We start from the raw sequence: 24,704 nt of genomic DNA on the forward strand, positions 1-24,704 counted from the left end.
CCACTCGAGAAGCAAAGACTAAATTCGCGATGCTAAATTTTCGGCCGCTACTCTTCATATTAGGCGTGTTCCTGTCGACCCTGACTGCCTTTATGTTTATTCCGCTGCTCTTCGCCCTACTCTATGGCGAGGAGACGGTGGGCGCCTTCATGATCGCCTCGCTGGTCACCGGCACCTGTGCCAGCGCCTGCATGCATCAGGGACAGAGCGAGAACATCCGCCTCAATATCCGCGACATGTTTCTGCTCACCAGTTTAACCTGGTTTATCGTCAGCCTGTTTGCCGCCATGCCCTTTACCCTGTATCACGGCATCAACTACACGGACGCCTTCTTCGAGACCATGTCGGGGATCACCACCACGGGCTCTACCGTGTTGTCCGGCCTAGATACCATGGATCACAGCATCCTGATCTGGCGCTCCCTGTTGCAGTGGCTGGGGGGAATCGGCTTTATCGTGATGGCGGTAGCCATTCTGCCCTTCCTCAACGTGGGTGGCATGCGGCTATTTCGCACCGAGTCCTCCGACTGGAGCGACAAGGCCGTGCCCCGCACCCAAGACATGGCCAAGCACCTCTTCTATGTCTATATTCTGCTGACGATAGCCTGTGGTCTGGCCTACCACCTGGCAGGCATGACCTGGTTTCAGGCGATCAACCATGCCATGACCACACTCTCGACCGGCGGTTACTCCACCTCTGACAGCTCAATGGCAGCCTTCTCCAAGCCCGCCCACTGGGTCGGTACCCTCTTCATGGCGGCCGGCGGCTTACCCCTGTTGATGTTCGTTCATAGCCTGTCGCAGAAGTCGCTGCGGATCTGGGACGATGCTCAGGTGAAGGGTTATCTCGTCTTCCTGGCATTCGTCTCCTGCAGCCTGGCCTTCTGGCTCTACCATGGACACGACATGACAGCGGCAGACGCCCTTCGCCTGGCCAGCTTTAACGTGGTCTCAGTGGTCACAACCACTGGCTATGGCCTCACCGACTATACCTCCTGGGGCGCGGTAGCCAACGTGGCCTTCCTCTTCTTGATGTTTGCCGGCAGCTGTTCGGGTTCGACTTCGGGGGGAATCAAGATATTCCGCTTCCAGATCGCCATCGCCATCATGCGCGAGCAGCTAAAACAGCAGTTCCACCCTAACGGCATCTTCAAGGAGCGCTACAACGGTAGGCCAATTACCGAAGATATCGTGCGCTCCCTAGTCACCTTCATCCTGCTGTTTATGCTGGTGATAGTGCTCTTGTCGGTGATCTTGGTGTCGACCGGACTCGATCCCACTACCAGCTTTACCGGTGCCGTCACCGCGGTGACCAATGTGGGCCCTGGGCTTGGGCCAGTCATCGGCCCGGCGGGGAACTTCTCCAGCCTGCCGGACATCGCCAAGTGGTCGCTGGCCATCGGCATGCTGCTGGGACGTCTGGAGATCTTGACGGTAGCGGTGCTATTCCACCCTAACTTCTGGAAGTACTAAACAAACTAGCGCCTAGAGCTCGACTAAACGCGATACTGACTCCAGAGGCGATGCTGCTCAGGCGTTAGGAAGGTCCAGGCCAGCACCCGGGTCAGCTTGTTGCCCTGGGCCATCTCCAACGTCTCTACCCGCTTGGCGCCTACCTGCTCCAGCAGACGATAGCAGGGTTTGAGGTTTTCCTTCTTCGACACCAAGGAAGTAAACCAGAGGCACTGCGAGCCGAACTCCCGGCTCTCGCGGATCATCTGGCTAAGAAAAGCGAGTTCGCCACCTTCGCACCAGAGCTCCGCCTTCTGACCGCCGAAGTTGAGCTTCTCCTGCCCCTTCGCGACCTCATGTCCCTTGGCTCGCTTGTTGGCTGCCAGGTTCTTCAGCTTGCGCTCGCTGCCTCTGCTCGCCTCCGCCAAAGAGGCATGAAAGGGGGGATTACATAGGGTCAGATCGAACCTGTCCTCGGCCGTGATGATACCGGTAAAAATCTGTTTTGGGTCTGACTGCCGGCGCAGGCTCAACTTGCCCGCCAGTTGCGGATTATTTGCGATGATTTCACCAACGTTCGCAAGAGACACTGGGTCGATATCACTGGCCACGAAACGCCAGCCATAGACCTGATGCCCCAGCAGGGGATAGATGCCATTGGCACCTGTGCCTATGTCCAGGGCGACCACCCGCTCTCCCTTGGGCACTTTCGTCGCATTAGCCACGTTAGCCATCTTAGCCTCGTTAGGCTTAGCGCCTTTACGCGCAGGGACGGACTCGGCCAGCAGATCCGCTAGATAGTGCAGATAGTCCACACGGCCCGGAATCGGCGGGCAGAGAAACCCCTCGGGTATATCCCAATAGCTCAGCCCATAATGCAACCTGAGCAGCGCCAGGTTGAGCTGTTTCACCGCCTTGGGGTCGGCAAAGTCAATCGACAGGTTGCCATAGGGGTTAGGGCGCACATAGGGCTTAAGCGCCGGCGTGGCTTTCATCAGCGCGTTAAAGTCATAACCCTCGGCGTGTAGGTTTCGCTCATGTAGCCCCTTGGGCTGACGAGGCGTCTTACCTGATGTGGGCTTTGTTTTTTGCTTTGGCTTTGATGCCTTAACTGAGTTAGACGGCTTAGCTGCCTTTGATGCCTTAGCAGGCCTAGATGGTGACGCTTGAGAGGCAGACTTTCTTGCACCGGGGCGCGGGGGCTTGGGAGACTGGGTCATGAAGGGGATCCCGGCTGCACGCAATAGCATGCAGCCCATAAAGCATTAATCGTACAGGTATTTAGTAAACAGCAGGTTGACGATCAGCGGCTTGCCAATCTCCAGCTCCAGCAGTCGATTCAGGGTGTCATAGCACTCGCGGCGGATCTCCTCCTTACCGGTCAGAGATTTCACTTTATCTTCCGTCTGCGCTCCAAGGATCTCTATGATGGCGGCGCGCAGCAGCGGGTCGTGATGTTCAAGCACAATCAGATCTTCCGGCACCTTGACCATGAGTTCGACACTGATCTTCACAAACCCCAGCTTCTTACGATTGGAGATATAATTAGTCACAATATCGGGCTCGAAACCGTAATAGGCGTAGGTGTCGACCACCTCTTCCTCTTCGGCAAATGCCCCCAGGCTCAGTACACTGGTCACTAGCATGAGGCACAGCAGCGCAAACTTTTTCATATTAGACGAATACTCCGTTCATGATTTAATGGTCAACACTCGTTTTTCAGCCAGGCGATACCTTATTAACGGCACCAATACTTAGATGCTTTAGTACTCAAGGCTTTAATTACCGACATCAAAGCCTCGTCATGATAAACTGCTGACGTTTTTGAGTATTGTACCGAGAATTTAATGAGTGTGACCAGGTTAAGCTTCCCCTATGGTGAATCCATTCAATGGCATTCACCGGATCAAATTCCCCAGCTGCCACCCAGCCCTTTTAGGGAGTGGCTATTAGCTTCCGGTAGTTTAACCCAAAAACTCAAGTCTCACTGCACCCAATTTGAGGTCAAGGTGTTAGGCGAAGCCATGCTGCCTCCCTTCCCGGGCGAATTGCCCCACCAAGGACAAGCCTGGATTAGAGAAGTGCTCCTCTGTCTCGACGGCATTCCCTGGGTTTTCGCCCGTACCTTAGTGCCTGGCGCCATGATGGACAGCGCCCAGGATAACTTCCTCTCCCTTGGCACCCGCCCACTTGGCGAGCTGCTGTTTACCAGTGGCGACTTTACTCCGGGCAAGATAGAGGTCGGCGAGTTTACCGCCTGCGACTCTCTCGCCAGCCTGATCGACTCCCTGGAACAGGAGAGTCACCATCCCTTGTGGGGTCGCAGACGCTACTTCAGCCACGGGGCACAGCAGCTTATCGTCAGTGAGATCTTCCTCCCCAAGGCACGCCAGCTCATCGACCGGCTGGCTTAAAAAAACGCCTCTTAATGAGGCGTTTTTTTGTTTAGCTTCTACGGCGTAATCCCAAAAGCATCAGCATCGACAGGCTTAACCAGCCTAAACTACCACCGCCAGAGTCCTGCTTAGTCTCCGGCTGAACAACTGGCGGCTGCACCACGGGAGCAGTCACCGTCAGCGTCAGGCTCTTACTCGCCTGATTATTGGCCTCATCGGTTACCGTCAAAGTCACTGTATAGCTACCCGCCGCGCCATAGGTATGTGTCGGCGAGGCGGCCGTGCTCGTCTGCCCATCACCGAAGTTCCAGGCATAACTCAGGGTACCTCCCCCCTGACTCGACAGGTTGCTGAAGGTCACGGTCAAGTCGCTGGCCTTATAGCTAAAGTCGGCCACGGGCTTGATCACCACAGCCACCTGAGTATTGGCCGTCACCGACTCACCCGCGCCATCTGTCACCGTCAGGGTTACCTGATAGGTGCCCGATGCCTGATACACATAAGTAGGCGCCGCTAAGGTACTCCCTGCACCGCTGACACCGAAGGCCCAGGCATACTGATAGTTACCATCACCACCGCTCACATTGGCACTGAAGCTGACGCTCGCACCCTCTTGTGTCTTAGCTATCGAAGCACTCAATGCCTCTGGCGCTGGCGGAGGCGTCACAGTGCCCGAATACTCGAAGCGTACCTTGGCGCTGCTGGAATCCTGGCTCTGAGTCACGACCTCCATGGTCAAGCCCAGTTGTGGCAATATGATGCCCGACTGTGGCTTGAGGGGGGCGCTATAGTCCTGACTGTCATCGAACAGGCTGTTGGCTGCCAGATGATCGTCACCAAAATAGCTGCCTTGATCATACAGGCTAAAGGTGGCGTCACGGATCTGAGTCGCCGTACCATTAGTGCCGATAAGCATCTGGTCGGCATCGACCACGCCGATCAGGCCGCTGCCCGGATGGGTGCTGGAGTTGTTGTCAGACTCGTTGAAGTTTTCCAACCAGAGCAGCACCCCTGGCTCATAGGCATGACTCTTCAAGCCGACATCGACGCCATTGTAACTGCGCAGCTGCACCAGGTAGCGACGCGGTTTACCCGGACGCGTATTGTCGATGCGCGCAAAGCCGCCATTCAGCGTCATGGTATCTGGCTCCTCGGCACCATCGCTGTATATCACGGTCGTGCCATCGAGCACCTTGAGCTCATCGAACACGAAACCATAGTCGCCCACGGCCTCATCGGTAAAGTAGACGATACTGATCTGGCGATCATTGCTGCCCGCATAGGCACTTAAATCAAAACTCAGCTCCACCCAGGCATCGCTGCCTTCGGCGCCCGCCACATCGGCAGACTTGCCCGTGATGATATTCTTGGCATTATTGATGGTATTGCTGGCCTTGGTTTTGTTGCCCACTAAGGCCACATCACCCACCTTGACCTGCACATAATCATAGTCGGTTTCTATGCTCCAGTGCGCCTTCATCTTCAGCGTCAGGCTGCTGCTCGCGGGGAAATCCAGACTAAAGGAGGCAGCGGTACTCAGCAGATTACCCTGACCCGAATAGTACTGATAGCTGCCGGCATAGGGCTGCTTGAAGGGAATATTGCTCGCAGGTAGCGGAATAGCGATCTGGTTGACCTGATTAGCATTGACCGCCTCGGTCAGCTGTACCTCCTGTCCACCGCTTGGAATAGCGGCCAGATCCACCTGTGTCTCGTTGATCCACTTACCCTTGTACTTGTTTTGCAGATAAGAGCGGGCATAGGGGCTAAAGCCGGTCGGCTCACTGCCAGGGATATCCCCGGTCCAGCTGCCGCCAGACATGATAGACCAGGAGCCCACGGGCGAGCCGTCGCCGCTGTTGCTGGTGTCATACTCGTCGGGCAGGCCGAGATCATGACCAAACTCATGAACAACCACACCGGCGGCCGCATCTATGGGCTGAACCGTGTAGCCAAAAACCTTCTTGCCTGTACCTGGGATCTCATAGCCAGGCGAGTTACCTTCATAGACAAAGTATCTGTGAGACCAGATGGCATCATCGCCCAACACACCACCACCGGCCTCTTCGCCTATGCTGGAATGAAACAGCATCACATGGTCGATATCGCCATCGGCCTCATTCAGGTTGCCATCGCCGTCGAGATCATAGGGATCTTCCACGTCGAACGAGGCGATCTCGGCAGGTGTCATGCTTGCCAATGCCTGGGTCACGGCTTCTTTCACCAGCTCGGGCACCGCCTTGTCGTCATTATCGCTATTCGGATCGTTCTGCCCGTAATAGGCCGCATTCTGGTTGGCGGTATACCAACCATAGACCTTACCGGTGAAATAGAAGCTACCGCCAGATTCCGCCTGATAATATTGATACCCTGTCAGCAGGTTTTGCCCCTGTGGGCCGGTAAAGCCGGTCGTCGAGAACATGAGCTCCTGATAATGGGATACCGGATAGCTGGCATAATACATGGGCGTATCGGAAGCCGTCAGACGGTTGTTGTCGTGAGGCAGATCGGGAAAGTCGATCAACACGCCCAGCACCTTAACCGTCTTGGTCACATCGGCGTCCGCCTGTGGCGTCACGAAGGACATCACCCGCGCCTTCTGCTGGGCCTTCTGACGCAGGCTCTGCTGCGACTCTAGCTTGGCCTGTACCAGACCGCCTTTCTCCTGATAGCCCTTGGCTCTCTGGGTGTAGGCCTTAATCGCGGCGCGCTTCTCCTCCTCGCTGGCATCGGCTGCCAACTCACCACGCTTCACCAGCCAATAGAGGATCTGCTGCTCGTTAATCACCCCGGCGTCGGCCACGCCAGTCACTTCCTTCATGGTGATCGGGGCGGCATTTGCCGACGCGCCAATCAGCAGGAGGGAGAGGCTCAATCCGGACAACGCACCGGCATAATACTGTCTCTTCATGCTAAAAATTCCTTGTGCCTGTTTTTATCCCCAAACGGAACGCCTTCCCCGCTGGGTGACCCTAAGGCTGCCTAACTTAGATAATTTTAGTGGGGACTTGGGAAGGGGGCTAACTCATCGCTATAGGCATTTAGATTGCCAATAATAATCGACATAAAAAACGCGTGAGTTAAGCGGCCGGAGACTCGGCCAGACGGGTGTTAACGCCCACATAGAGGCAAACGTAACAACAACACCCAAGGTCCACTACAAGACATTAACAGTATTTTTCCCTGTAGAGTAGAGTAAAAGTGCTATTTTTCACTAAAGAGGTATAGGCCAGCGGCAAAAAAGCGAGAAGCGCGGGCAATCGCCACGCCACGCTTATCTCTTATCTCTTCTCTCTGCCTCAATCAGTGCTGAGCCAGCTGCGATAGATGAGCAGCAACACAGAGGCGGACCAGCTAAAGTTGGTGCAGTGCAGCCCGTCCCCGGTCAGAGGATCATAGTTTTCCCGTATGGGCCCATCACCCAGTACACCTTCGGCCTCATTCACCAGCCGGGTGGCGAAGCGCCGCGCCAGCTCGTCGTGGCCATAACGGGAGACTCCCTGCAGGCCAAACAGCGCCTGATCCAGCCAGACGGGGCCGCGCCAGTAGCGTCTCGGAGCAAAGGCTGGGTTATCGGCGCTCACGGTAGGAAAAGGGATCAGAGTTCCAAAGCTTTCCGGACCAAGGTGCCTGGCGATCATCCGCTCCGCCTGAGCCTTCTTGGCAGCGCCTGCCCACAGCGGCAACCAACCCTCGACGCCCTTGCCCTCGGCAAGCATCAGACGCGAATTCTCGCCATCGAGGCGTTTGTCGTAGAAGAAGCCGCTCTGCGCATCGAAGAACTCGCTGCGGATCCGCTCCCCCAGTCGCGCGGCCTGCTCCCGCCAGACGGCCGCCTCGCTACCCAGCCCCAACACCTCGGCCATCTGCGCCAGATAGCCCTTCTCCGCATACAGATAGCTGTTGAGATCCACCGACTCCTGAGAAATGGAGTAACCCAGCAGTCGCCCCTTTGCATCATAATTTTCCAGCACCTGGAGCTGGTCGTTCATGTCGAAGCGCGGCGCATTATCCATGCCCGACTCCCAGGCCGCCGCCTCGATCACCGCCTCCCTGTCCGGCTTACCCGGCTCACCATGGCGAGGATGTCGATTGGCGCCATATTCCGCCAGGCCGTTGTGGTTATGGTCTCGATTGCGATACCACCATTCATGGTAGGCGACCAGCTTAGGGTAGAGCCTGGTAATCAACGCCTTATCCTGGCTCTGCTGGTAGATCTGCCATACGGCCCAAGCCGCCAATGGTGGCTTGCCGTTACGCTCATTCCAGTTGCCCCCCTTGCCGCCGCGGCTGGCATCGGGGTTATAGAAGATGGCGTCGGGCAGGTTACCCGCATCCTCGGGGCGCAGCGGGTCCTTGGCATCAAACTGATAGTCAAACATCGCCAGCAAGTTCGACTCGGCCAGCGCCACATCGAACTGCGCCAGCGCCACCGCCTGTTTCCAGCTGTCCCAGGCCCAGACACCGTTGAACCACTTATAGGTCACAGATGGGGTGACGGCGTCATGCAGCAGGGCGCCCGCCGGGCTACGCCAGTTGTGCAGCAGAGTCATCATGCTCTTGGCCGCCAGGCGTCTGGTTTTAAGGCCGCCGCCGCGAATCAAATTATCGAGACGATTGTGCCAACGAACCTGATTGACCGCGAGCTGCTCGGTCACCCGAGCCCAGTCCAGCTCGCCGGCGCGTTTGGCCTCAGCCTGAGTATGAAAATAACGCTGGGCGGCGCGCAGAGTCACAGTCTCTCCCCCCGCCAGGGTCAACATCTGGCTGTCGGCGCGATAGCCTTGAGATCCCTGGGTCGATATGGTTATCGCCTGCTCAAACTGCAGCCGATAGCTGGCATCATCGAGCTGCATCTGCCAGGTCTGGTCGATAGGAGTAAACTGCCAGGTGACGGCGCGCTCGGACAACAGCCGCTTGTCGATCAGGCGATACTGGGCCAGCTTGGGATGTGTGGCAAAGGGGCTGCCCGACCAACTCAGTCGCCAGGCACGCGGCGTATCGCTCAGGTTAGTCAGCTTGGTCGAGATGATGGCGGTGCGCTTGTCGCTATAGGCCAGGGAGGTTTCGAGTTCCAACTCGTCGAAACCGAAGCGCTGCATCAATCCCCAGGGCTCGCTGTAGATCTCCACTCTTTCAGCCTTGGCCAGATCCACCCCCTGACCCGTCTCCCCCGAGATCAGCTGCAGTTTCTGCAGGCTATCGCTCAGATGCAGGCTGTACTCCTGGGCGATAAACAACGGGCCTGTAAAACTGCCATAGTAAGTCGGCGTATCGGGCAGATGAAAGCCATGCCAGGCCCCCAGATCCATGTAGACGGCGGGAATCGTCAGGTTGCCCTGCTGGTCACGCTGCTCCATGGTGCTGGGCGTACCCCGATAATTGAGCAGATCCCGATACTCGCTGGCCTGCGCCGCAGAAACAGAGCACAGAGAGTAGAGAAGAGACAGAGAAAGCAGCAGGAGACGGAGAGCAGATAGCGCAGGCAGACGCGTCATGGGATCACTCAAGAGTTAATTGAATACAATATTCAAATCATTCCAGAGTCGCTTGCCAGATGCAAGGAGATCTCTTCTTCTCAGGCTGAGTGTTGGCCCTTAGTCATTGAATTTCAGACAAGTGATAAGGAGTTCGCTAGACGCGCCAGAAGGGTTAAGCGCAGGCCAGTTCGGCGAGTGCCTAACCCTTATCTTAGATTTTCTTAGCTGGCGTGGGCGATATACTTGGCCACGCCGTCGAGGAACATCTGCACTGAGATCATCACCAGTACCATGCCCATCAAGCGTTCCACCGCGGTCAGCCCCTTCTCGCCCAGGAGTTTGGTAAACAGCTTATAGAAGAGCAGAATCACGGCGCTGGCCGCCCAGGCAGCAAACAGGGCTATGGTCCAGTCCATCATCCGCGAGCTGTCGGTATGGGCCAGCAGGATAAGCGCCGCCAACACGGACGGACCCGCCATCAGGGGAATCGCCATGGGCACGATGAAGGGTTCTTCACCCGCCGCCAACCCCACCACGCCGCCGGGCTGTGGGAAGATCATCCTAATGGCGATCAGGAAGAGTATGATGCCGCCGGCTATGCTGACCGACTCGGATCTCAGGTTTAGGAAGCTGAGAATCGCCTCACCGGCGAACAGGAAGAGCATCATGATGATCAACGCGAAAAGCAGTTCACGTACCAACACCTTGCGCCGCTTCTTAGGTTCGATATGACGAAGAATCGAGGCGAAAATGGGTAAGTTCCCCAGGGGATCCATAATCAAAAACAACATTACCGCGGCAGAAAAGATATCCATAACTCAATATTCGTCAAAAGTTGAATCTATATTGTATAACTTAATGACAATATTAATCAGTAGCTAAGATAACAAAATCGACACTAGGCCAAGGATTTTCAGCCATCACCGGGCACGCCGTCCAAAACACACCATGTAAATTCTTTTGCCACTCGGGTTATTTGTTCGATTGGCAGACATAAGACTGGTATACTAGCTGGCTTTCTAGGCTCCCTTGTTAACACGTATATGTACTATCTTGTCGCCAGTTGTATTGCACTCCTGCTAGGCCCACTCTTCTATCGTTTCTTTACGACGGGGACAGGTCTGCATAAAGGCTTGGATGGCTTCATCTTCGTCTCCCTGGGCGGCCTGGTACTGATCCATATTCTGCCCGAGCTATTGGAACACGGTGGCTTTCTCTCCCTGCTATTTGTAGTCGTCGGCCTCTGGGGACCCACCCTGAGCGAGCGCCTGTTTCACCGCTACTCTGAGGTCACCCACAACCTGACCCTCACCCTGGGCATTGGTGGCCTGCTGCTGCATACCCTCACGGATGGCGGCGCCATGGTGCTGGCCCAACAGGACGGCAACTCCAGCCTGCTGGCCCTGGGGGTTATCTTGCATCGTCTGCCCGTAGGGCTGGCGATCTGGTGGCTGCTCAAGCCTCAGGTTGGCAGTCGCTGGGCCTCCATCGTACTGGGCGGCATGATGTTGCTGACCGGTGTGGGCTATTTTGCCGGCGAACAGCTGCTGGCACAGCTGAGCTTGGACAACACTGTCTATCTGCAGGCCTTCGTCACCGGCTCGATTCTGCACGTGGTGCTGCATCAGCCCCATGGCCACATCGTTGACGACAAACAAGGCAAGTATGAGTATCAGGCCGGCATCGGCAGCCTGCTGGGTATCGCCCTGCTGTTTGTGCTGCTGGCGTTCGACTCCGGCGGCCATGACCATCACGAGCATAGCCACAGCAGCGAACAATTGCTCGACTGGATGCTGACCCTGGCTCCCGTGTTACTGCTGAGCTATAGCCTGGCGGCGATGCGCTATCTGTTTGGCCTATCGCCTCACCATGAGCGCCTGAGCCAGCGCTGGCTGCAACGCCTGGCGGGACCAGAAGCCCTGGTGATCACCCTCTTGCTGCTGGGGCCTAGCCTGGCACTGATCCAGTTGATCGGCCTGACACTCGTGGGGATCTTACTCACCATGACCCGAGTCGAACCGACAGATCCCCATCAGGGGCTACCGGGTTCGGCCTGGCGCTTCGGCTTCGCCCACCTAGTGGATCGCAGCGCCCCCTGGATCATCCTCAGCCTGATACTGGCGAATCTGATCGGCCATCCGTCTGTGCCCCTCACCTCACCTCTGGTGCAGGTGGGCGTATTGCTCCTGCTGCTTCTGCCGATGCGTTTCTGTAACCTAGGCGGCGCGGTGCTGGCTCTGGCGTTGGCCTACAGTGGCTGGACCATGGAGGCGGTGATGTTGGTGCTACTGGCGGCCCCGGTCTTTAACCTGTCGCAGCTCAAGCTGATGGACTGGACACAACGTCTGGCGCTCACAGGGGTAATCGGCCTCTGTCTGCTGGGCACCCACTGGTTGATCCCTGAGTGGAGCCGGCTGCTCAGCCTGCCCGAGACGGTCAACCAGCTGAGCCTAGCACTGGTCGCCATACTGTTTGCCGCCAGCCTGCTACGGCTGGGTCCGCGTAAGTTTATGGCTCGCATCATGCTTTGGAAACCTAAGGCCCATGCTCACAGCCATGAGCATAATCACAGCCATGAGCATAATCACAGCCATGAGCATCAACACGGGCATACGCACAAGCACACACATCACCACGAACATGACCACGGCCAGCACTAGGGGATAGCTTTTCTCGCCACGGGGGGCTAAGTTAAGACAAACGCCCCCTCTGGAGCCATCAATGTGTATTCTCTTCGTCGCCTTGGAAGTACATCCCCAGTATCCCCTAATCCTCTGTGCTAACCGGGACGAGTTTCACCACAGACCCACGGAGCCGGCGCACTTCTGGCCGCCGGACAAGCAACTGTTGGCGGGTAAAGATCTCGAGGCCGGAGGCAGCTGGCTCGGGGTGAATCGGCAAGGCGAAATCGCCGCGCTCACCAATATTCGTGCACCCGAGCTGCACGAGGCCAACCGCCATAGCCGGGGCGATCTGGTGATCAGGGCGCTGACACAATCCCAGACCATGACCACGCCCTGGCTCATGGAGCACAGCCAGCACTATAACCCCTTCAATCTGCTGTTCGGCAAAGACATGGATCTCTACTGCTATCACAGCATCAGCAAGACGGTGAAGCCGCTGTCACCTGGCTTTCATGCCATCAGCAATGGCGCCCTAGACGATATCTGGCCCAAGATGGCCAAGGGGACACAGGCGTTAGAGCAGGAGATCGGTCGAAGCGGCGAGATAGACATTCAGGCTCTGCTGACCATAATGACCGACGAGCGACAGGCGCCCGATGAGGATCTGCCACAAACCGGCGTCGCCCTGGAGTGGGAGCGGCTACTCTCCTCCATCTATATCAAGCATCCGGAATATGGCACCCGTTCGACCTCCATCCTGCTGCGAGACAGACAGGGCAGGTGCGAGTTTGTCGAGGTCAGGTACGATGGTAAGGGGAGAAATCTGGGCAGGCAGGTGTTTAAGTTTGAGACAGGCCCCGAGAATGAGGCCGCCACGGATAATGAATCGCCGGAATTTGCCTAATCCGAAGAGTGATCATGAGTGATCACCCACTTGTCATCTATCTTCTCCACCAAGAGGGTAAACACGCCGTTAGGCTTGTCTTTGACCCGGGTCAGCTGCCAGCGACCCACGACGACGGCGGCATAGTTGCTGAGCATCTTGGTCTCTTCTATGGTGAACTTGAGCTGACCAAGGGTAGCCTTATCGGGATAGTTCTTCTTGTAGGCCGCGAGTGTCTCGGCCCAGCCATAGCGGAATTTGTTGCCTGAGACGAAGCGCATCTTGTCGCTCTGCCAATAGCCTTGCATGTAGGCATCCAGATCGCCGCGATTCCAGGCAGCTTCCTGCTGGCGCAGAATATTGGCAATATCGTCCGTCGGCACCGCCTGCACCGGGAGTCCCAGCAGCAAGATCAGTAAAATCCATCCATTTTTAAGCATCATCATCTCCAGATGGGAGGCATTAGGGTATAGTATATAATAATGGTAAGGCATTATCTTCCCTATAAAAATGCCTCGTTAGACCGATTCAGTAGAGCCTAATTTATGTTTCAATCTTTGTGTAAAGCAATTCTCAAACTCAGCGGCTGGACCATAGACGGTCGCCTCCCCGAGGCGCCTCAATATATCGCCATCGTCGGCCCCCACACCAGCAACTGGGACTTCATCATAGGCGTATTGGCCCGGGGCGCTTTGGGACAGAAGATCCACTTCCTCGGCAAGCATCAGCTGTTTATTCCCCCCTGGGGCTGGTTGTTTCGTGCCATCGGCGGCACCCCTGTCGATCGCCGTAAGAGCAACAACCTGGTCGATGCCGTGGCGCTGCTGTTTCAACAAGACCCCCAGTTTAAGCTGGCCCTGGCACCTGAAGGTACCCGCAGCCCGGTCACACGCTGGAAGACGGGCTTCTACCATATCGCCAGCAAGGCACAGGTGCCCATAGTCACGGTAGCGCTGGATTTCGCCGGTAAGCGAGTGGTGATCCCCGAGGCAATAAGCGTCACAGGCGATATCGACAAGCAGATGCCGCAGATCCTCGACTTCTACCGCAGCATCAAGGGGCGCCACGCCAAAGCCATCCCCGACTACCACGCCTAAGAGTACCTAACAGATTGCCAAACCCGGTCGCACTGGTTATAGTGCGGCCACACCTCATTTTGTATACAATCTTTAGATGAACTTAGATACCTGGCTACTCTACCTGGCGGCTATCCTGCTGATCGCCATCTCACCCGGCACCATGGCTGTATTGTCCATGAGCCATGGGATCCATTTCGGCAAGGTACGTAGCCTGGCGACCGCCCTGGGGAGTGTCAGCTCGGCCCTCTTGCTGATGTTTGCCTCCGCCGCCGGATTGGGTGCCCTGCTGAGCGCCACAGAGTATGGCTTTACCCTGCTCAAATATTGCGGCGCGGCCTACCTCATTTACCTGGGGATCAAGTTGATATTGACCAAGGCCAGTGCCCAGGGGCTGGACCTGCAACATATTAAGGGCAAGGGGTCGCCGAGGCAGATGTTTAAAGAGGCCTTCCTGGTGGGGATCAGCAATCCTAAGGATCTGCTCTTCTTCGGCGCCCTGTTTCCGCAATTTATCGATATCGCGGCACCCCAGGGGCCTCAGCTCGCCATACTGGCGCTCACCTGGGCCCTGGTGGACTTTAGCTTTGTGATGATCTACGCCAGCATGGCCAATGTGCTGGCGCCTAAACTCAGGGCCAGCAACCGCCTGCATTGGTTCGACCGCACCAGCGGCGGCGTGTTTCTTTCCCTGGCCGCCATACTGGTTACCCGAGACTAACCCTTAAGACTCCGAACATCGGCGCCGGTCGGTGCCTGGAAGGCGCGCAGGTTAAACTGGGGCAGAATCGCGTAGATATGATCGAAGATATCCGCTTGGATATCCTCATAGGCCGCCCAGCGGGTGTCGTTGGTGAAGATATAGATCTCGATCGGCAGCCCCTCGGTGGTCGGCGCCAGCTGACGCACCAGCAGGGTCATCTCCTGATGCACCTTAGGGTGTTTACGCATATATTCCAGCAGATAGGCCCTGAAGGTACCGACATTGGTGAGGTTGCGGCTGTTCACCGGCATGTCACCATCCTGAATATTGGCGTTGAACTCGGTGATCTCCGCCTCTTTGCGGGCCAGGTAATCCTTGAGCAGGTTGATCTTACCCAGACGTTTGAGCTGTTCATCACTGAGAAAGGCGATGGAGTCGATATCGATATTCACCGCCCGCTTGATACGCCTGCCGCCCGACTCAGACATGCCACGCCAGTTCTTGAAGGCGTCGGACACCAGGGCGTAGGCGGGGATCATAGTGATTGTCTTGTCCCAGTTCTGCACCTTGACCGTGGTCAGAGAGACCTCTTCCACCGCGCCGTCCGCGCCATACTTATCCATCTGGATCCAGTCGCCCGGACTGACCATGCGGTTGGCCGCCAGCTGAATGCCGGCCACGAAACCCAATATGGTGTCCTTAAACACCAACATCACCAGACCCGTGGCGACACCCAGGCCGCTGAGGAAGTAGACCGGCGACTGCTCGGCCAGTACCGAGATGGAGATGATGATGGCGACGAAGAACATGAACAGCTTGAGCAGCTGCACGAAACTCTTGATCGGCAGACGACGACTGATCATGTTGACGTCGGCGATCTCGTTACCCGCGTCCAGCACGCTGAAGACGGCGCGCACGAAGAGGATAACGATCGCCACATCCAGCAGTCTGTCCGCCAGGCTGCTGAGTAGCGGATGCTCCACCAAAGCCAGCGGCAGCAGGATGTTGAGGATCAGCGCGGGCACCAGCTTAGCCAGCTTCTCCAGCACTCTATGCTGCATGAAGATATCGTCCCAACGCACCTTAGACCGCTGGATCACTATGTTCATGGTGCTCACCACACCGCGTTTTACCACCACATAACCTATGAAGGCGATCAGCAGACAGGCAAACACCATGATGCCGGTCGATACTCCGTCCGCTGGGCTATCTATGCCAAAGTGGGTCAACCAGAGCGACACCTGCGAGCGTAATTCTTGATCCAAAATTCTCTCTCCTTGCTATTTCACCTTAGGTGACAAAACCGCTAAAGACCATGCAACAAGGCCATTTCAGCACACCAACAAAAGCGATACAACTACCTATTTTAAAAGCTATTTTAGCCTATCCAATTGACTGTAATACAGAGATTCTCAACAATCCATTGTCCCGTGATGATGGAGAAAATTATGCTAAAGCCTCTACTCGGCGCCGTCTTACTCGTCGGCGCCAGCCCCCTGTTGGCGGCAGACCAAACCCAGGGGCCAAGCCCCAAGACGGCCATCACCCTGGATTATATTCCGGCCGAGTCGGCGCTCTATGGTATCACCCTGGCACCCAGCCATTATGACAGGAATTATGCCAACTGGGGCTACTATCTCGGCTATGCCCAGAGCCAGAAACGGGACATAGAAGTCGAGGCTCCTAGCGAGGCTTATGCCCAGGACAAGCTGTGGCGGTTCGGCCTCAGCTATGGACTCACAGACCATCTCAGTCTCTATGGCGGCGCCAGCGCCTACACCCAGGAATACTCCTACACCAATAATATCTCGCCGCGCATCGTCGACGGCAAACCCACCTGGGAAACGGAGCGGGAGACCCGCTGGGGCGGCGAACTCGGTGTACGCTACCGGGTCGGTCGTCATCTGGTATTGGGCCTAGGCTATGACTCCGCCAGCCAGTCGGCGCTCTTCAGCCTGGGCTATAGCAACTAAAATCCCCTATTCGCGATCTCGGCATATAGGAATTTCCACCGAGTTTGACTATGCTAGTGACCACAGACAAACCGCTAAAACTGGTTAAATTCAATGTATAAAGCACTACAAAGCTGCGCCATCATGGCACTCTTCCTCCTGGTGGCTCCCGCCTTTGCAGCCGATAAGGCTGACGATGCCGTCGCCCTGATCACCCTAGAGAATGGCGCCACCGTCAGACTCAACGCCGACTTTACCTGGGAATATGTGTTCCTGACGCCTCAGACCACCTCTGCCACAACAGAAGGCCAAGCGATAGAAAGCCAAGGGACTGACGCAGCCCAGACACAAGCCGAGCAGGCAAGCCAGCCCGTCGCCAAGGTGCAGCCTGTGGTGATCGCCAGCGGCCCAGTCGTGGGCGGCGCCATGACGGCATCGGCCATGGATCGCGCCAACCTGCTCAGAACCACCGCCAAAGGCGGCGCCAAGGTGAGCTACCTCAAGAGCCAGTGGGACAGCAAGGGTCGCCTGGGGCTCAACTTCGAGCTCAGCAGCAACAGCGAAGAAAACTATGTGATCATCGAGATGGAGATAGGTCTGTTCGCCGACTCGGGCGAGCTGATCAAGACTGAGACGGTCAACGTCTGGCAGGCGATCTTCCGTGTGCCCGAGACCTATCTGCGTAAGGGGCAGACACGCAACAGCGAGACCTTCTGGATCGAAGGCATCGACAAGGCCCAGTGGAGCAAGGAGCTGATGACGCTGAAGATCATCGACATGAGCTCGCGCTAACGACGGCGTGAGTATCGAGTAGAAAGTAGAAACAGGCCCTAGTGGCCTGTTTTGTTATGCGGGCACTGCGGCCATGGTCTCTGGCATCTTGACCGCCACCATATGGCCACGGGCGCACAGCTTACCGGCGGCCGACAGGGCAATCTCCACCACCACCTTGCGTGGCTTCACCTCTTTGATCTCACCGATTAGCTCCAGCTCCACGCCCATGGGGGTCGGCGCCAGGTAGTCTATATTGAGGGCGGCGGTGACAAATCTTGGCGGCTCATCCAGCTGCTCGCCCGCCTGTTCCAGCGCACGCTGGGCCGCGGCGCTGGCACTGCCCGTACCGTGACAATCTATCAATGAGGCAATAAGGCCACCATAGACGAAGCCGGGGATCGCCGTATGAAAGGACTTGGGCATGAAGTGGGCTATGGTCTGCTCGCCGCGCCAGTAACTCTTGAGCTGGTGACCCTGCTCGTTATTGCGGCCACAGCCATAGCAGTGGCTCAGATCATCCGGGTAGGCATCCTGAAAAGCGATTCCCTGCATAGTAAACTCCTCGACAAATTGGCCTTCTACGCTAGCGGGATAGCGCCCCCATGGCAACACAGACTTATGGACTAGGTCTATCGCTGTTGAGCCTATATGCCAGCCAATAAAAAAGGGCCCTAAGGCCCTTTTTTCACTCACAGCATTTCCACTAGAGGCTAGGTAGCACGCCTGCCGGTAGATACTGGTTGTAGCTGGCGCTCAGCAGCAGGTCGGTAGCAGCCTCGATATCCGGACCAAAGAATCTGTCCTTGTCATAGTAGGCCACCACCTCACGCAGCTCGGCCTTGGCCTTGGCCACGGCGGTCGCGGGCTGCAGCGGAGCGCGGAAATCCAGCCCCTGGGCCGCCGCCAGCAGTTCGACCGCCAGCACGCCACGGGAGTTTTCCGACATATCACGCAGACGGCGCGCCGCGAAGGTCGCCATAGAGACGTGATCTTCCTGGTTAGCCGAGGTCGGTAGGCTGTCTACCGAGGCAGGATGGGCGTAGGTCTTGTTCTCAGAGGCCAGGGCCGCCGCAGTCACCTGAGCGATCATGAAACCTGAGTTCACCCCGCCATTTTCCACTAGGAATGGTGGCAGCTTAGAGAGGTTAGAGTCGATCAATAGCGCGATACGACGCTCGGCGATGGAGCCCAGCTCGGCCAAAGCAATCGCCAGGTTGTCTGCCGCCATGGCCACAGGCTCGGCGTGGAAGTTACCGCCCGAGATGATGTCGCCGGTATCCTGGAACACCAATGGGTTATCGGTTACGCCGTTGGCTTCGGTGGCCAGCACCTCGGCGGCGTGACGGATCTGAGTCAGACAGGCACCCAGCACCTGTGGCTGACAACGCAGCGAGTAGGGATCCTGCACCTTCTCACAGTTGATGTGGTCCAGGCTGATCTCAGACTCATCACCCAGCAGGTGACGGAACACGGCGGCCGAGTCGATCTGACCCTTCTGACCACGGGCCGCATGGATGCGTGGGTCGAATGGGCTACGACTGCCCATGGCGGCCTCGACGCTCATGGCGCCGATCACCGAGCTGGCCGCAAACAGATCTTCGGCGTTGAACAGACCTTCCAGCGCCAGTGCAGTAGAAGCCTGGGTGCCGTTAAGCAGCGCCAGACCTTCCTTCGCCGCCAGTTCGATTGGCTTAAGGCCGGCGATCTCCAAGCCTTCGGCGGCCGAGATGATCTGCCCCTTGTAGCTCATCTCGCCTTCGCCCAGCAGCGGCAGACACATGTGTGACAGTGGTGCCAGGTCGCCCGAGGCGCCTACCGAGCCCTTCTCGGGCACGCATGGGTAAACTTCGGCGTTCACCAAGGCGATCAGGAAGTTGATCACCTCGAGACGAATGCCAGAGAAGCCACGGCTCAGGGAGTTGATCTTCAGCACCATCATCAGGCGCACGGTCGCGTCTTGCATATACTGGCCGGTACCGGCGGCGTGTGACAACACGATAGAGCGCTGCAGCAGCTGCAGATCTTGCTCACCAATCTTAGTGTTGGCCAGCAGACCGAAACCTGTGTTGATGCCATAGACGGTACGGCCTTCGTCGATCACCTTCTGTACCAGACCGGCACTGGTGTTGATGTCGGCAACCGCGCTGTCACACAGCTCCAGGCTCACCTTGCCACGGCTGATGGCTCTTAGCTGTGCCAGGCTCAGGGTGCCTGGCTTTAATACTAAATGACTCATTATTACAACCTCTTGTTCTTATTGTTTTTATAGGTCGAGCATGGGCAGATCCAGGCCCTGCTCCTTGGCGCACTGCTTGGCGATCTCATAGCCCGCATCGGCATGACGCATCACGCCGGTGGCAGGGTCGTTCCACAGCACTCGGCCCAGACGCGCCTCGGCCTCATCGGTACCATCGGCAACGATCACCACACCCGAGTGCTGGCTGAAGCCCATGCCGACGCCGCCGCCATGGTGTAGAGACACCCAGGTCGCGCCGCTTGCCGTGTTAAGCAGGGCGTTCATCAGCGGCCAATCCGATACCGCATCCGAGCCGTCAAGCATAGATTCGGTCTCACGGTTAGGGCTGGCCACAGAGCCTGAATCCAGGTGGTCACGACCGATCACGATTGGCGCCGACAGCTCACCGTTTTTCACCATCTCGTTGAAGGCCTTAGCCAGACGCGCCCTGTCTTTCAGGCCGACCCAGCAGATACGTGCCGGCAAGCCCTGGAAGGCGATGCGCTCGCGCGCCATGTCCAGCCAGTTGTGCAGATGTGGGTTGTCTGGGATCAGCTCCTTAACCTTAGCGTCTGTCTTGTAGATATCTGCCGGATCGCCAGAGAGCGCCGCCCAGCGGAAGGGGCCTATGCCTTCGCAGAAGAGTGGACGCACATAGGCTGGCACGAAGCCGGGGAAGTCGAAGGCATTTTCCACGCCCTCTTCGAACGCCATCTGGCGAATGTTGTTACCATAGTCAGTGGTTGCCGCACCTGCCGCCTGTAGGGCCAGCATGGCTCTCACCTGCACCGCCATCGACTGCTTGGCAGCCTTGACCACGGCCGCCTCATCCTGCTTACGCATCTCGGCGGCATACTCTAATGTCCAGCCCTGTGGCAGGTAGCCGTTCAGTGGGTCGTGGGCAGAGGTCTGGTCGGTTACCACATCTGGGGTGATGCCGCGTTCCACCAGCTCGGCAAACACGTCGGCGGCATTGGCCAGCAGGCCGACAGACACGGGCTTGCCGCTCTTATTGGCTTCGTCGATCATCGCCAGCGCCTCATCCAGGCTAGTGGCCTTCTTGTCCACATAACGGGTACGCAGACGGAAATCGATACGGGTCTCATCCACCTCACAGGCCAGCACAGAGTAGCCTGCCATGGTACCGGCTAGTGGCTGCGCGCCACCCATGCCACCCAGGCCGCCGGTGAGGATCCACTTGCCGCTGGCATCGCCACCAAAGTGCTGCTTGGCCATGGCCACGAAGGTCTCGTAGGTGCCCTGAACTATGCCCTGTGAGCCGATGTAGATCCAAGAGCCCGCGGTCATCTGGCCATACATGGCCAGGCCTTTCTTATCCAGCTCGTTAAAGTGTTCCCAGTTGGCCCAGTGTGGCACCAGGTTAGAGTTGGCGATGATGACGCGCGGCGCATTGCTGTGGGTCTTGAACACGCCCACAGGCTTGCCCGACTGAACCAGCAGGGTCTCATCTTCTTCGAGGCGCTGTAGCACCTCGATAATCTTGTCGTAGCACTGCCAGTCACGCGCCGCACGGCCGATACCACCGTAGACCACCAGGTCTTCCGGGCGCTCGGCCACATCAGGATGCAGGTTGTTCATCAGCATGCGCATCGGCGCCTCGGTGAGCCAGCTCTTACAGCTCAGCGTAGTGCCATGTGGCGCTATGATGCGACGGCTTGGGTCGTGTCTCTTATCCATCTTGCTTACCTCAATTGTGCTTGTCTTAATGACATTATTTTTATGTTTATCTGTGTCTTACTACCTGTCGCAACCTATTGGCTACCGAGGGAACAGGCGATCCCGAAATCTGTTTCGCTGACTAGCGATTAAAGGTCAGGTGTCCACCGAGGCGGAAACGGCTGCCCGGATGCAGCAGGCGGGCGAAACTCACCACCCCCTGGCGGGACCAGGTGCGACGCAGGATCTGCAGGCAAGGTTCGCTAGATTCTATCTGCAGACGCGCGCGCTGAGTCTCGTCAGCCACCACAGCCTCTATGGTGTGGCGGGCCTCGGTAAGTGGCGCCACCAAGGAGAGGTATTCGTGGGGCGTCTGCAGGCTAAAATCCTGATCCAGGTAGTCGGGCACCAGTTGCGGATTAACGAAACGCTCCTCCAGCTGCAGCGGCGTCCCCTGCTCGCAGTGCACCAGCACCGAGTAGAACACCTCGCTGCCCTCCTCCAGCCCCAGTGAGATGGCGATGGGCGCCGTGGCGCGAACGCGGGTCAGCTCGAGCTGCTTGACGCTATAGCCATGGCCCCTGTCCTTGATCTCGTCGGCAATGTTGCGGATCGCCATCATGGAAGACTGAGACTTCAGCCCGGCCACGAAGGTGCCCAGGCCCTGAGAACGCTCCAGCACCCCAGATTCGGTCAACTCGGTCAGGGCGCGGCGTGCCGTCATGCGGCTGCAGCCAAAGAGTTCGGCCAGCTGGTTCTCCGACGGCACGCGGCTATGCTGCTGCCACTGGCCAGATTCCACCTTGGTCAGAATGAACTGTTTGATCTCTGCAAACTTAGGCGTCGCCATCTCCGCTCCTTGTGGGCTGCCGGGTTGCTATCGCCCCGGACATAGCCGCAAACTCGATTACACTTTTCAAATGCTGAAATTTACCGCTATAATCCTAGCTTGTATATACAAGTAAATACAAGCTAGCTCACACAAATTTATTGCCGCCCTCAGAGGGGCGCGCCACTTGAGGGATACACAATGACTTGGGATCAGGTTTGGATTGACGTCAACATCGCCACTATGGACCCTGAAATTTCAGCGCCTTATGGTGCGATCACCGATGCCGCCATCGCCGTCAAGGCGGGTAAGATTGCCTGGATGGGTCCCCGCAGCGAGCTGCCCGAGTTCGATGTGTTGTCAACGCCGGTTTACAGGGGCAAGGGCGGCTGGCTCACACCCGGCCTTATCGACGCACACACCCACCTGGTGTTTGCCGGCAACCGCGCCAACGAGTTTGAGCTCCGCCTGCAAGGCGCCAGCTATGAAGAGATCGCCCGCGCCGGCGGCGGCATCATCAGCACGGTCAACGCCTGCCGCGAGGCCAGCGAGGCCGAGCTGTTCGAGCTGGGACGCCAACGCCTCAACGCCCTCGCCAAGGAGGGGGTGACCACGGTCGAGATAAAATCCGGCTATGGCCTGGATACCGAAACCGAACTTAAGCTGCTCAGGGTCGCCCGCGAACTGGGCAAGCATCACCATGTGGATGTGAAGACCACCTTCCTCGGCGCCCACGCCATCCCGCCCGAGTACAAGGACAACAGCGACGCCTATGTAGATCTGGTGGTCGATGAGATGCTACCCGCGGTGATCCAAGAAGGGCTGGCCGATGCCGTGGATGTCTTCTGTGAGAATATCGCCTTCAGCCTGGCACAGACAGAGCGGGTGCTTAGCGCGGCCAAGCAGGCTGGACTGGATATCAAGCTGCACGCCGAGCAGCTGTCGAACCTGGGCGGTTCGGCCATGGCGGCCAAATTGGGCGCCAAGTCGGTGGATCATATCGAATATCTGGATGAGGCGGGTGTTAAGGCACTGAGCGAGAGCGGCACCTGCGCCACCCTGCTTCCCGGCGCCTTCTACTTCCTGCGGGAAACCCAGATGCCGCCTATCGACCTGCTCCGCCAATACGAGGTGCCCATGGTGCTAGCCAGCGACTACAACCCAGGCTCGTCGCCACTCTGCTCCAGCCTGCTGATGCTCAATATGGGCTGCACCCTGTTCCGCCTCACCCCAGAGGAAGCTCTGGCGGGCATGACCCGCAACGCCGCCAAGGCGCTGGGAGTCGAGGACTCAGTTGGCGTACTCAAAACTGGCATGCAGGCCGACTTCTGCCTTTGGGATATCACCACACCAGCGGCGCTGGCCTACAGCTATGGGGTGGATGTGTGTAAGGAAGTGGTGAAAAACGGGAACTTGGTTCATCAATAAAGATGATGAAGTAATCTTCTTGTTTTGTGCCCCTAAGGGTTTTGGTATCTGGCAAGTGAATGAGATAACCATGGCTTAATAGGTTATCTATCACCTGCGGTGGGTGCAGCATAAGGACATGCTAATGTCGTGATCACATGGATGTGAAAGAACGACCTCATGTGCAAGCACACTTTTGGCACGGTGAGTGAAGCGCAGCTTCTAGCTCACAAACGAGAGGCATGGATGCCGAACTGGCTTTTAAACAGGGACGTTGTTCAAGCCCATCCCTCCATGAACTGTAATGGCATAAATGCCAAATGACTTCCTAGTCAGCAAATATATAGCTGTAAATTCTTCGCTTCAGCTTTTGATATTTAATAAGTAATTGAAAGCCATGACGCCATGGCAACCTATCACCTGCGGTGGGCTCATGTGCAAGCACACTTTTGGCACGCAGCAAGCCCGTCCCTGGGGGCTCTGCGGTGGCATCCTTGCCACCGAAGGCCAAAAGCGTGCTTACACCCGGTCATCTGTCTCTTCGATTTGGCCTCAACTATTTCATCTATGAAATGCGATCAAATTTGGATATTTCCTTGTTCTTCTATCGCTTATGAGTTTTCCTTCTGTTGACCTAACAGATACAAAATCAGGTTAATCGAAGAGACGTTGGATAAGGTGTGTAGGTATGTCTGAGGGTATCGAAAACAGGGATGTTTTCGTTAAGCGGCCAGGGATGGCTTTACAGCGTCCCGAAGACGTACCTGCACATAAGCCCGCGGCAGGCGATTAACAGCAATTATGGTAAGATTTACAATCACCTATACAAATGACAACTCAGCGCAAAGTTAATAATTTGCTCTTTACCTCACAGGTTCAGATCCAAACCGTTATTAAAGAGAGCCCGCGCTAATCCCCACCATTCTGGGTCTCAGGAAGACCTACCCTGACAACACTGCCCAAGTTGTATTGGCGGACACTTCACCGTGCCGTAGGAGCAGAAGACGCAGCAGTCGCCGGGGAGAGGCTTTAGCAGCTTATGGCAGCCCTGGCACTCGTAGAAGAATTGGCAGGCATTGGTGGGCATAGTCTCCTGCCGAATATGCCCACAATGGGGGCAGGTGATTTCAGACGTTAACACCAGATCACTAACCATGACTCGCCAAACCTCCCAGGCAATAGACCTTAACCCTAAACTACGCCTATTGTGCGCGAA

At 57.0% G+C, this 24,704-nt stretch carries 21 protein-coding genes; 9 read left to right on the plus strand and 12 right to left on the minus strand.

The annotated features are described in order from the left end of the window. Positions 1–29: 29 nt before the first annotated feature. Positions 30–1,472, plus strand: a complete 1,443-nt coding sequence (locus L1D43_RS19160; protein ID WP_239854064.1) for a TrkH family potassium uptake protein — start codon at positions 30–32, stop codon at positions 1,470–1,472. A gap of 23 nt (positions 1,473–1,495) precedes the next feature. Here L1D43_RS19160 and rlmF read toward each other — a convergent pair whose 3' ends face one another. Then, positions 1,496–2,671 (minus strand): 23S rRNA (adenine(1618)-N(6))-methyltransferase RlmF, encoded by a 1,176-nt coding sequence (rlmF, locus tag L1D43_RS19165; RefSeq protein WP_239854065.1) that lies wholly within the window; start codon positions 2,669–2,671, stop codon positions 1,496–1,498. A 45-nt stretch (positions 2,672–2,716) separates the two neighbouring features. After that, positions 2,717–3,124, minus strand: coding sequence for a flagellar basal body-associated protein FliL (locus L1D43_RS19170; RefSeq protein ID WP_239854067.1), 408 nt, complete (start codon positions 3,122–3,124; stop codon positions 2,717–2,719). 174 nt (positions 3,125–3,298) lie between these two features. Between L1D43_RS19170 and L1D43_RS19175 the strand changes: the two genes are divergently transcribed. After that, on the plus strand, positions 3,299–3,865 hold the full coding sequence (locus L1D43_RS19175; protein ID WP_239854069.1) for a chorismate lyase: 567 nt from the start codon (positions 3,299–3,301) through the stop codon (positions 3,863–3,865). 31 nt (positions 3,866–3,896) lie between these two features. Here the strand turns inward: L1D43_RS19175 and L1D43_RS19180 are convergent, their stop codons facing one another. The 3 genes from L1D43_RS19180 to L1D43_RS19190 form a co-directional block, all read right to left on the minus strand. Continuing rightward, positions 3,897–6,758 carry an immune inhibitor A domain-containing protein gene (locus L1D43_RS19180; RefSeq protein WP_239854071.1) on the minus strand — a complete coding sequence of 954 codons (2,862 nt, stop codon included), beginning with the start codon at positions 6,756–6,758 and terminating at the stop codon, positions 3,897–3,899. A gap of 388 nt (positions 6,759–7,146) precedes the next feature. Next, entirely contained in the window at positions 7,147–9,345 is a 2,199-nt protein-coding gene (locus L1D43_RS19185; protein ID WP_239854073.1) for a trehalase family glycosidase, read from the minus strand. A gap of 203 nt (positions 9,346–9,548) precedes the next feature. After that, positions 9,549–10,142, minus strand: coding sequence for a YhgN family NAAT transporter (locus L1D43_RS19190; protein WP_239854075.1), 594 nt, complete (start codon positions 10,140–10,142; stop codon positions 9,549–9,551). A 228-nt stretch (positions 10,143–10,370) separates the two neighbouring features. On the opposite strand from L1D43_RS19190, the gene L1D43_RS19195 reads away from it, so the two are divergent. Both L1D43_RS19195 and L1D43_RS19200 read left to right on the plus strand, forming a co-directional pair. Beyond that, positions 10,371–11,987 carry a metal transporter gene (locus L1D43_RS19195; protein WP_239854077.1) on the plus strand — a complete coding sequence of 539 codons (1,617 nt, stop codon included), beginning with the start codon at positions 10,371–10,373 and terminating at the stop codon, positions 11,985–11,987. A gap of 61 nt (positions 11,988–12,048) precedes the next feature. Next, positions 12,049–12,855, plus strand: coding sequence for an NRDE family protein (locus L1D43_RS19200; RefSeq protein WP_239854079.1), 807 nt, complete (start codon positions 12,049–12,051; stop codon positions 12,853–12,855). Here L1D43_RS19200 and L1D43_RS19205 read toward each other — a convergent pair. Then, the gene (locus L1D43_RS19205) at positions 12,852–13,274 is read right to left on the minus strand and encodes a nuclear transport factor 2 family protein (RefSeq protein WP_239854080.1); all 423 of its coding nucleotides are present in this window, start codon (positions 13,272–13,274) and stop codon (positions 12,852–12,854) included. The genes L1D43_RS19200 and L1D43_RS19205 overlap by 4 nt on opposite strands. 105 nt (positions 13,275–13,379) lie before the next feature. Between L1D43_RS19205 and L1D43_RS19210 the strand changes: the two genes are divergently transcribed. Both L1D43_RS19210 and L1D43_RS19215 read left to right on the plus strand, forming a co-directional pair. Beyond that, complete coding sequence (locus tag L1D43_RS19210) at positions 13,380–13,931, plus strand: lysophospholipid acyltransferase family protein (RefSeq protein ID WP_239854082.1); 552 nt, start codon at positions 13,380–13,382, stop codon at positions 13,929–13,931. A 76-nt stretch (positions 13,932–14,007) separates the two neighbouring features. After that, positions 14,008–14,631, plus strand: a complete 624-nt coding sequence (locus L1D43_RS19215; RefSeq protein WP_239854083.1) for a LysE family translocator — start codon at positions 14,008–14,010, stop codon at positions 14,629–14,631. Here the strand turns inward: L1D43_RS19215 and L1D43_RS19220 are convergent. Next, positions 14,628–15,878 carry a mechanosensitive ion channel domain-containing protein gene (locus tag L1D43_RS19220; RefSeq protein WP_239854085.1) on the minus strand — a complete coding sequence of 417 codons (1,251 nt, stop codon included), beginning with the start codon at positions 15,876–15,878 and terminating at the stop codon, positions 14,628–14,630. The genes L1D43_RS19215 and L1D43_RS19220 overlap by 4 nt on opposite strands. 183 nt (positions 15,879–16,061) lie before the next feature. Here L1D43_RS19220 and L1D43_RS19225 point away from each other — a divergent pair, with 183 nt between their 5' ends. Further along, positions 16,062–16,586, plus strand: coding sequence for a TonB-dependent receptor (locus L1D43_RS19225; protein ID WP_239854087.1), 525 nt, complete (start codon positions 16,062–16,064; stop codon positions 16,584–16,586). Between the two features lie 93 nt (positions 16,587–16,679). Beyond that, positions 16,680–17,357 carry a DUF3157 family protein gene (locus L1D43_RS19230; protein WP_239854089.1) on the plus strand — a complete coding sequence of 226 codons (678 nt, stop codon included), beginning with the start codon at positions 16,680–16,682 and terminating at the stop codon, positions 17,355–17,357. Between the two features lie 54 nt (positions 17,358–17,411). On the opposite strand, the gene L1D43_RS19235 is transcribed toward L1D43_RS19230, so the two are convergent. The 4 genes from L1D43_RS19235 to hutC form a co-directional block, all read right to left on the minus strand. After that, positions 17,412–17,891, minus strand: a complete 480-nt coding sequence (locus L1D43_RS19235; RefSeq protein ID WP_239854091.1) for a PaaI family thioesterase — start codon at positions 17,889–17,891, stop codon at positions 17,412–17,414. 151 nt (positions 17,892–18,042) lie between these two features. Then, the gene (hutH, locus tag L1D43_RS19240; RefSeq protein ID WP_239854093.1) at positions 18,043–19,575 is read right to left on the minus strand and encodes a histidine ammonia-lyase; all 1,533 of its coding nucleotides are present in this window, start codon (positions 19,573–19,575) and stop codon (positions 18,043–18,045) included. A gap of 27 nt (positions 19,576–19,602) precedes the next feature. Next, positions 19,603–21,273 carry a urocanate hydratase gene (gene hutU, locus L1D43_RS19245; protein ID WP_239854094.1) on the minus strand — a complete coding sequence of 557 codons (1,671 nt, stop codon included), beginning with the start codon at positions 21,271–21,273 and terminating at the stop codon, positions 19,603–19,605. Positions 21,274–21,394: 121 nt separating this feature from the next. Beyond that, complete coding sequence (gene hutC / locus L1D43_RS19250; RefSeq protein ID WP_239854095.1) at positions 21,395–22,102, minus strand: histidine utilization repressor; 708 nt, start codon at positions 22,100–22,102, stop codon at positions 21,395–21,397. Positions 22,103–22,282: 180 nt separating this feature from the next. Between hutC and hutI the strand changes: the two genes are divergently transcribed. Continuing rightward, entirely contained in the window at positions 22,283–23,509 is a 1,227-nt protein-coding gene (gene hutI / locus L1D43_RS19255) for an imidazolonepropionase (protein WP_239854097.1), read from the plus strand. Positions 23,510–24,419: 910 nt separating this feature from the next. Here hutI and L1D43_RS19260 read toward each other — a convergent pair. Next, positions 24,420–24,644 (minus strand): GDCCVxC domain-containing (seleno)protein, encoded by a 225-nt coding sequence (locus tag L1D43_RS19260; RefSeq protein WP_239854099.1) that lies wholly within the window; start codon positions 24,642–24,644, stop codon positions 24,420–24,422. Between the last annotated feature and the right edge of the window lie 60 nt (positions 24,645–24,704).

The organism is Shewanella sp. Isolate8, assembly GCF_022398495.1.
Lineage (GTDB): Bacteria > Pseudomonadota > Gammaproteobacteria > Enterobacterales > Shewanellaceae > Shewanella > Shewanella aquimarina.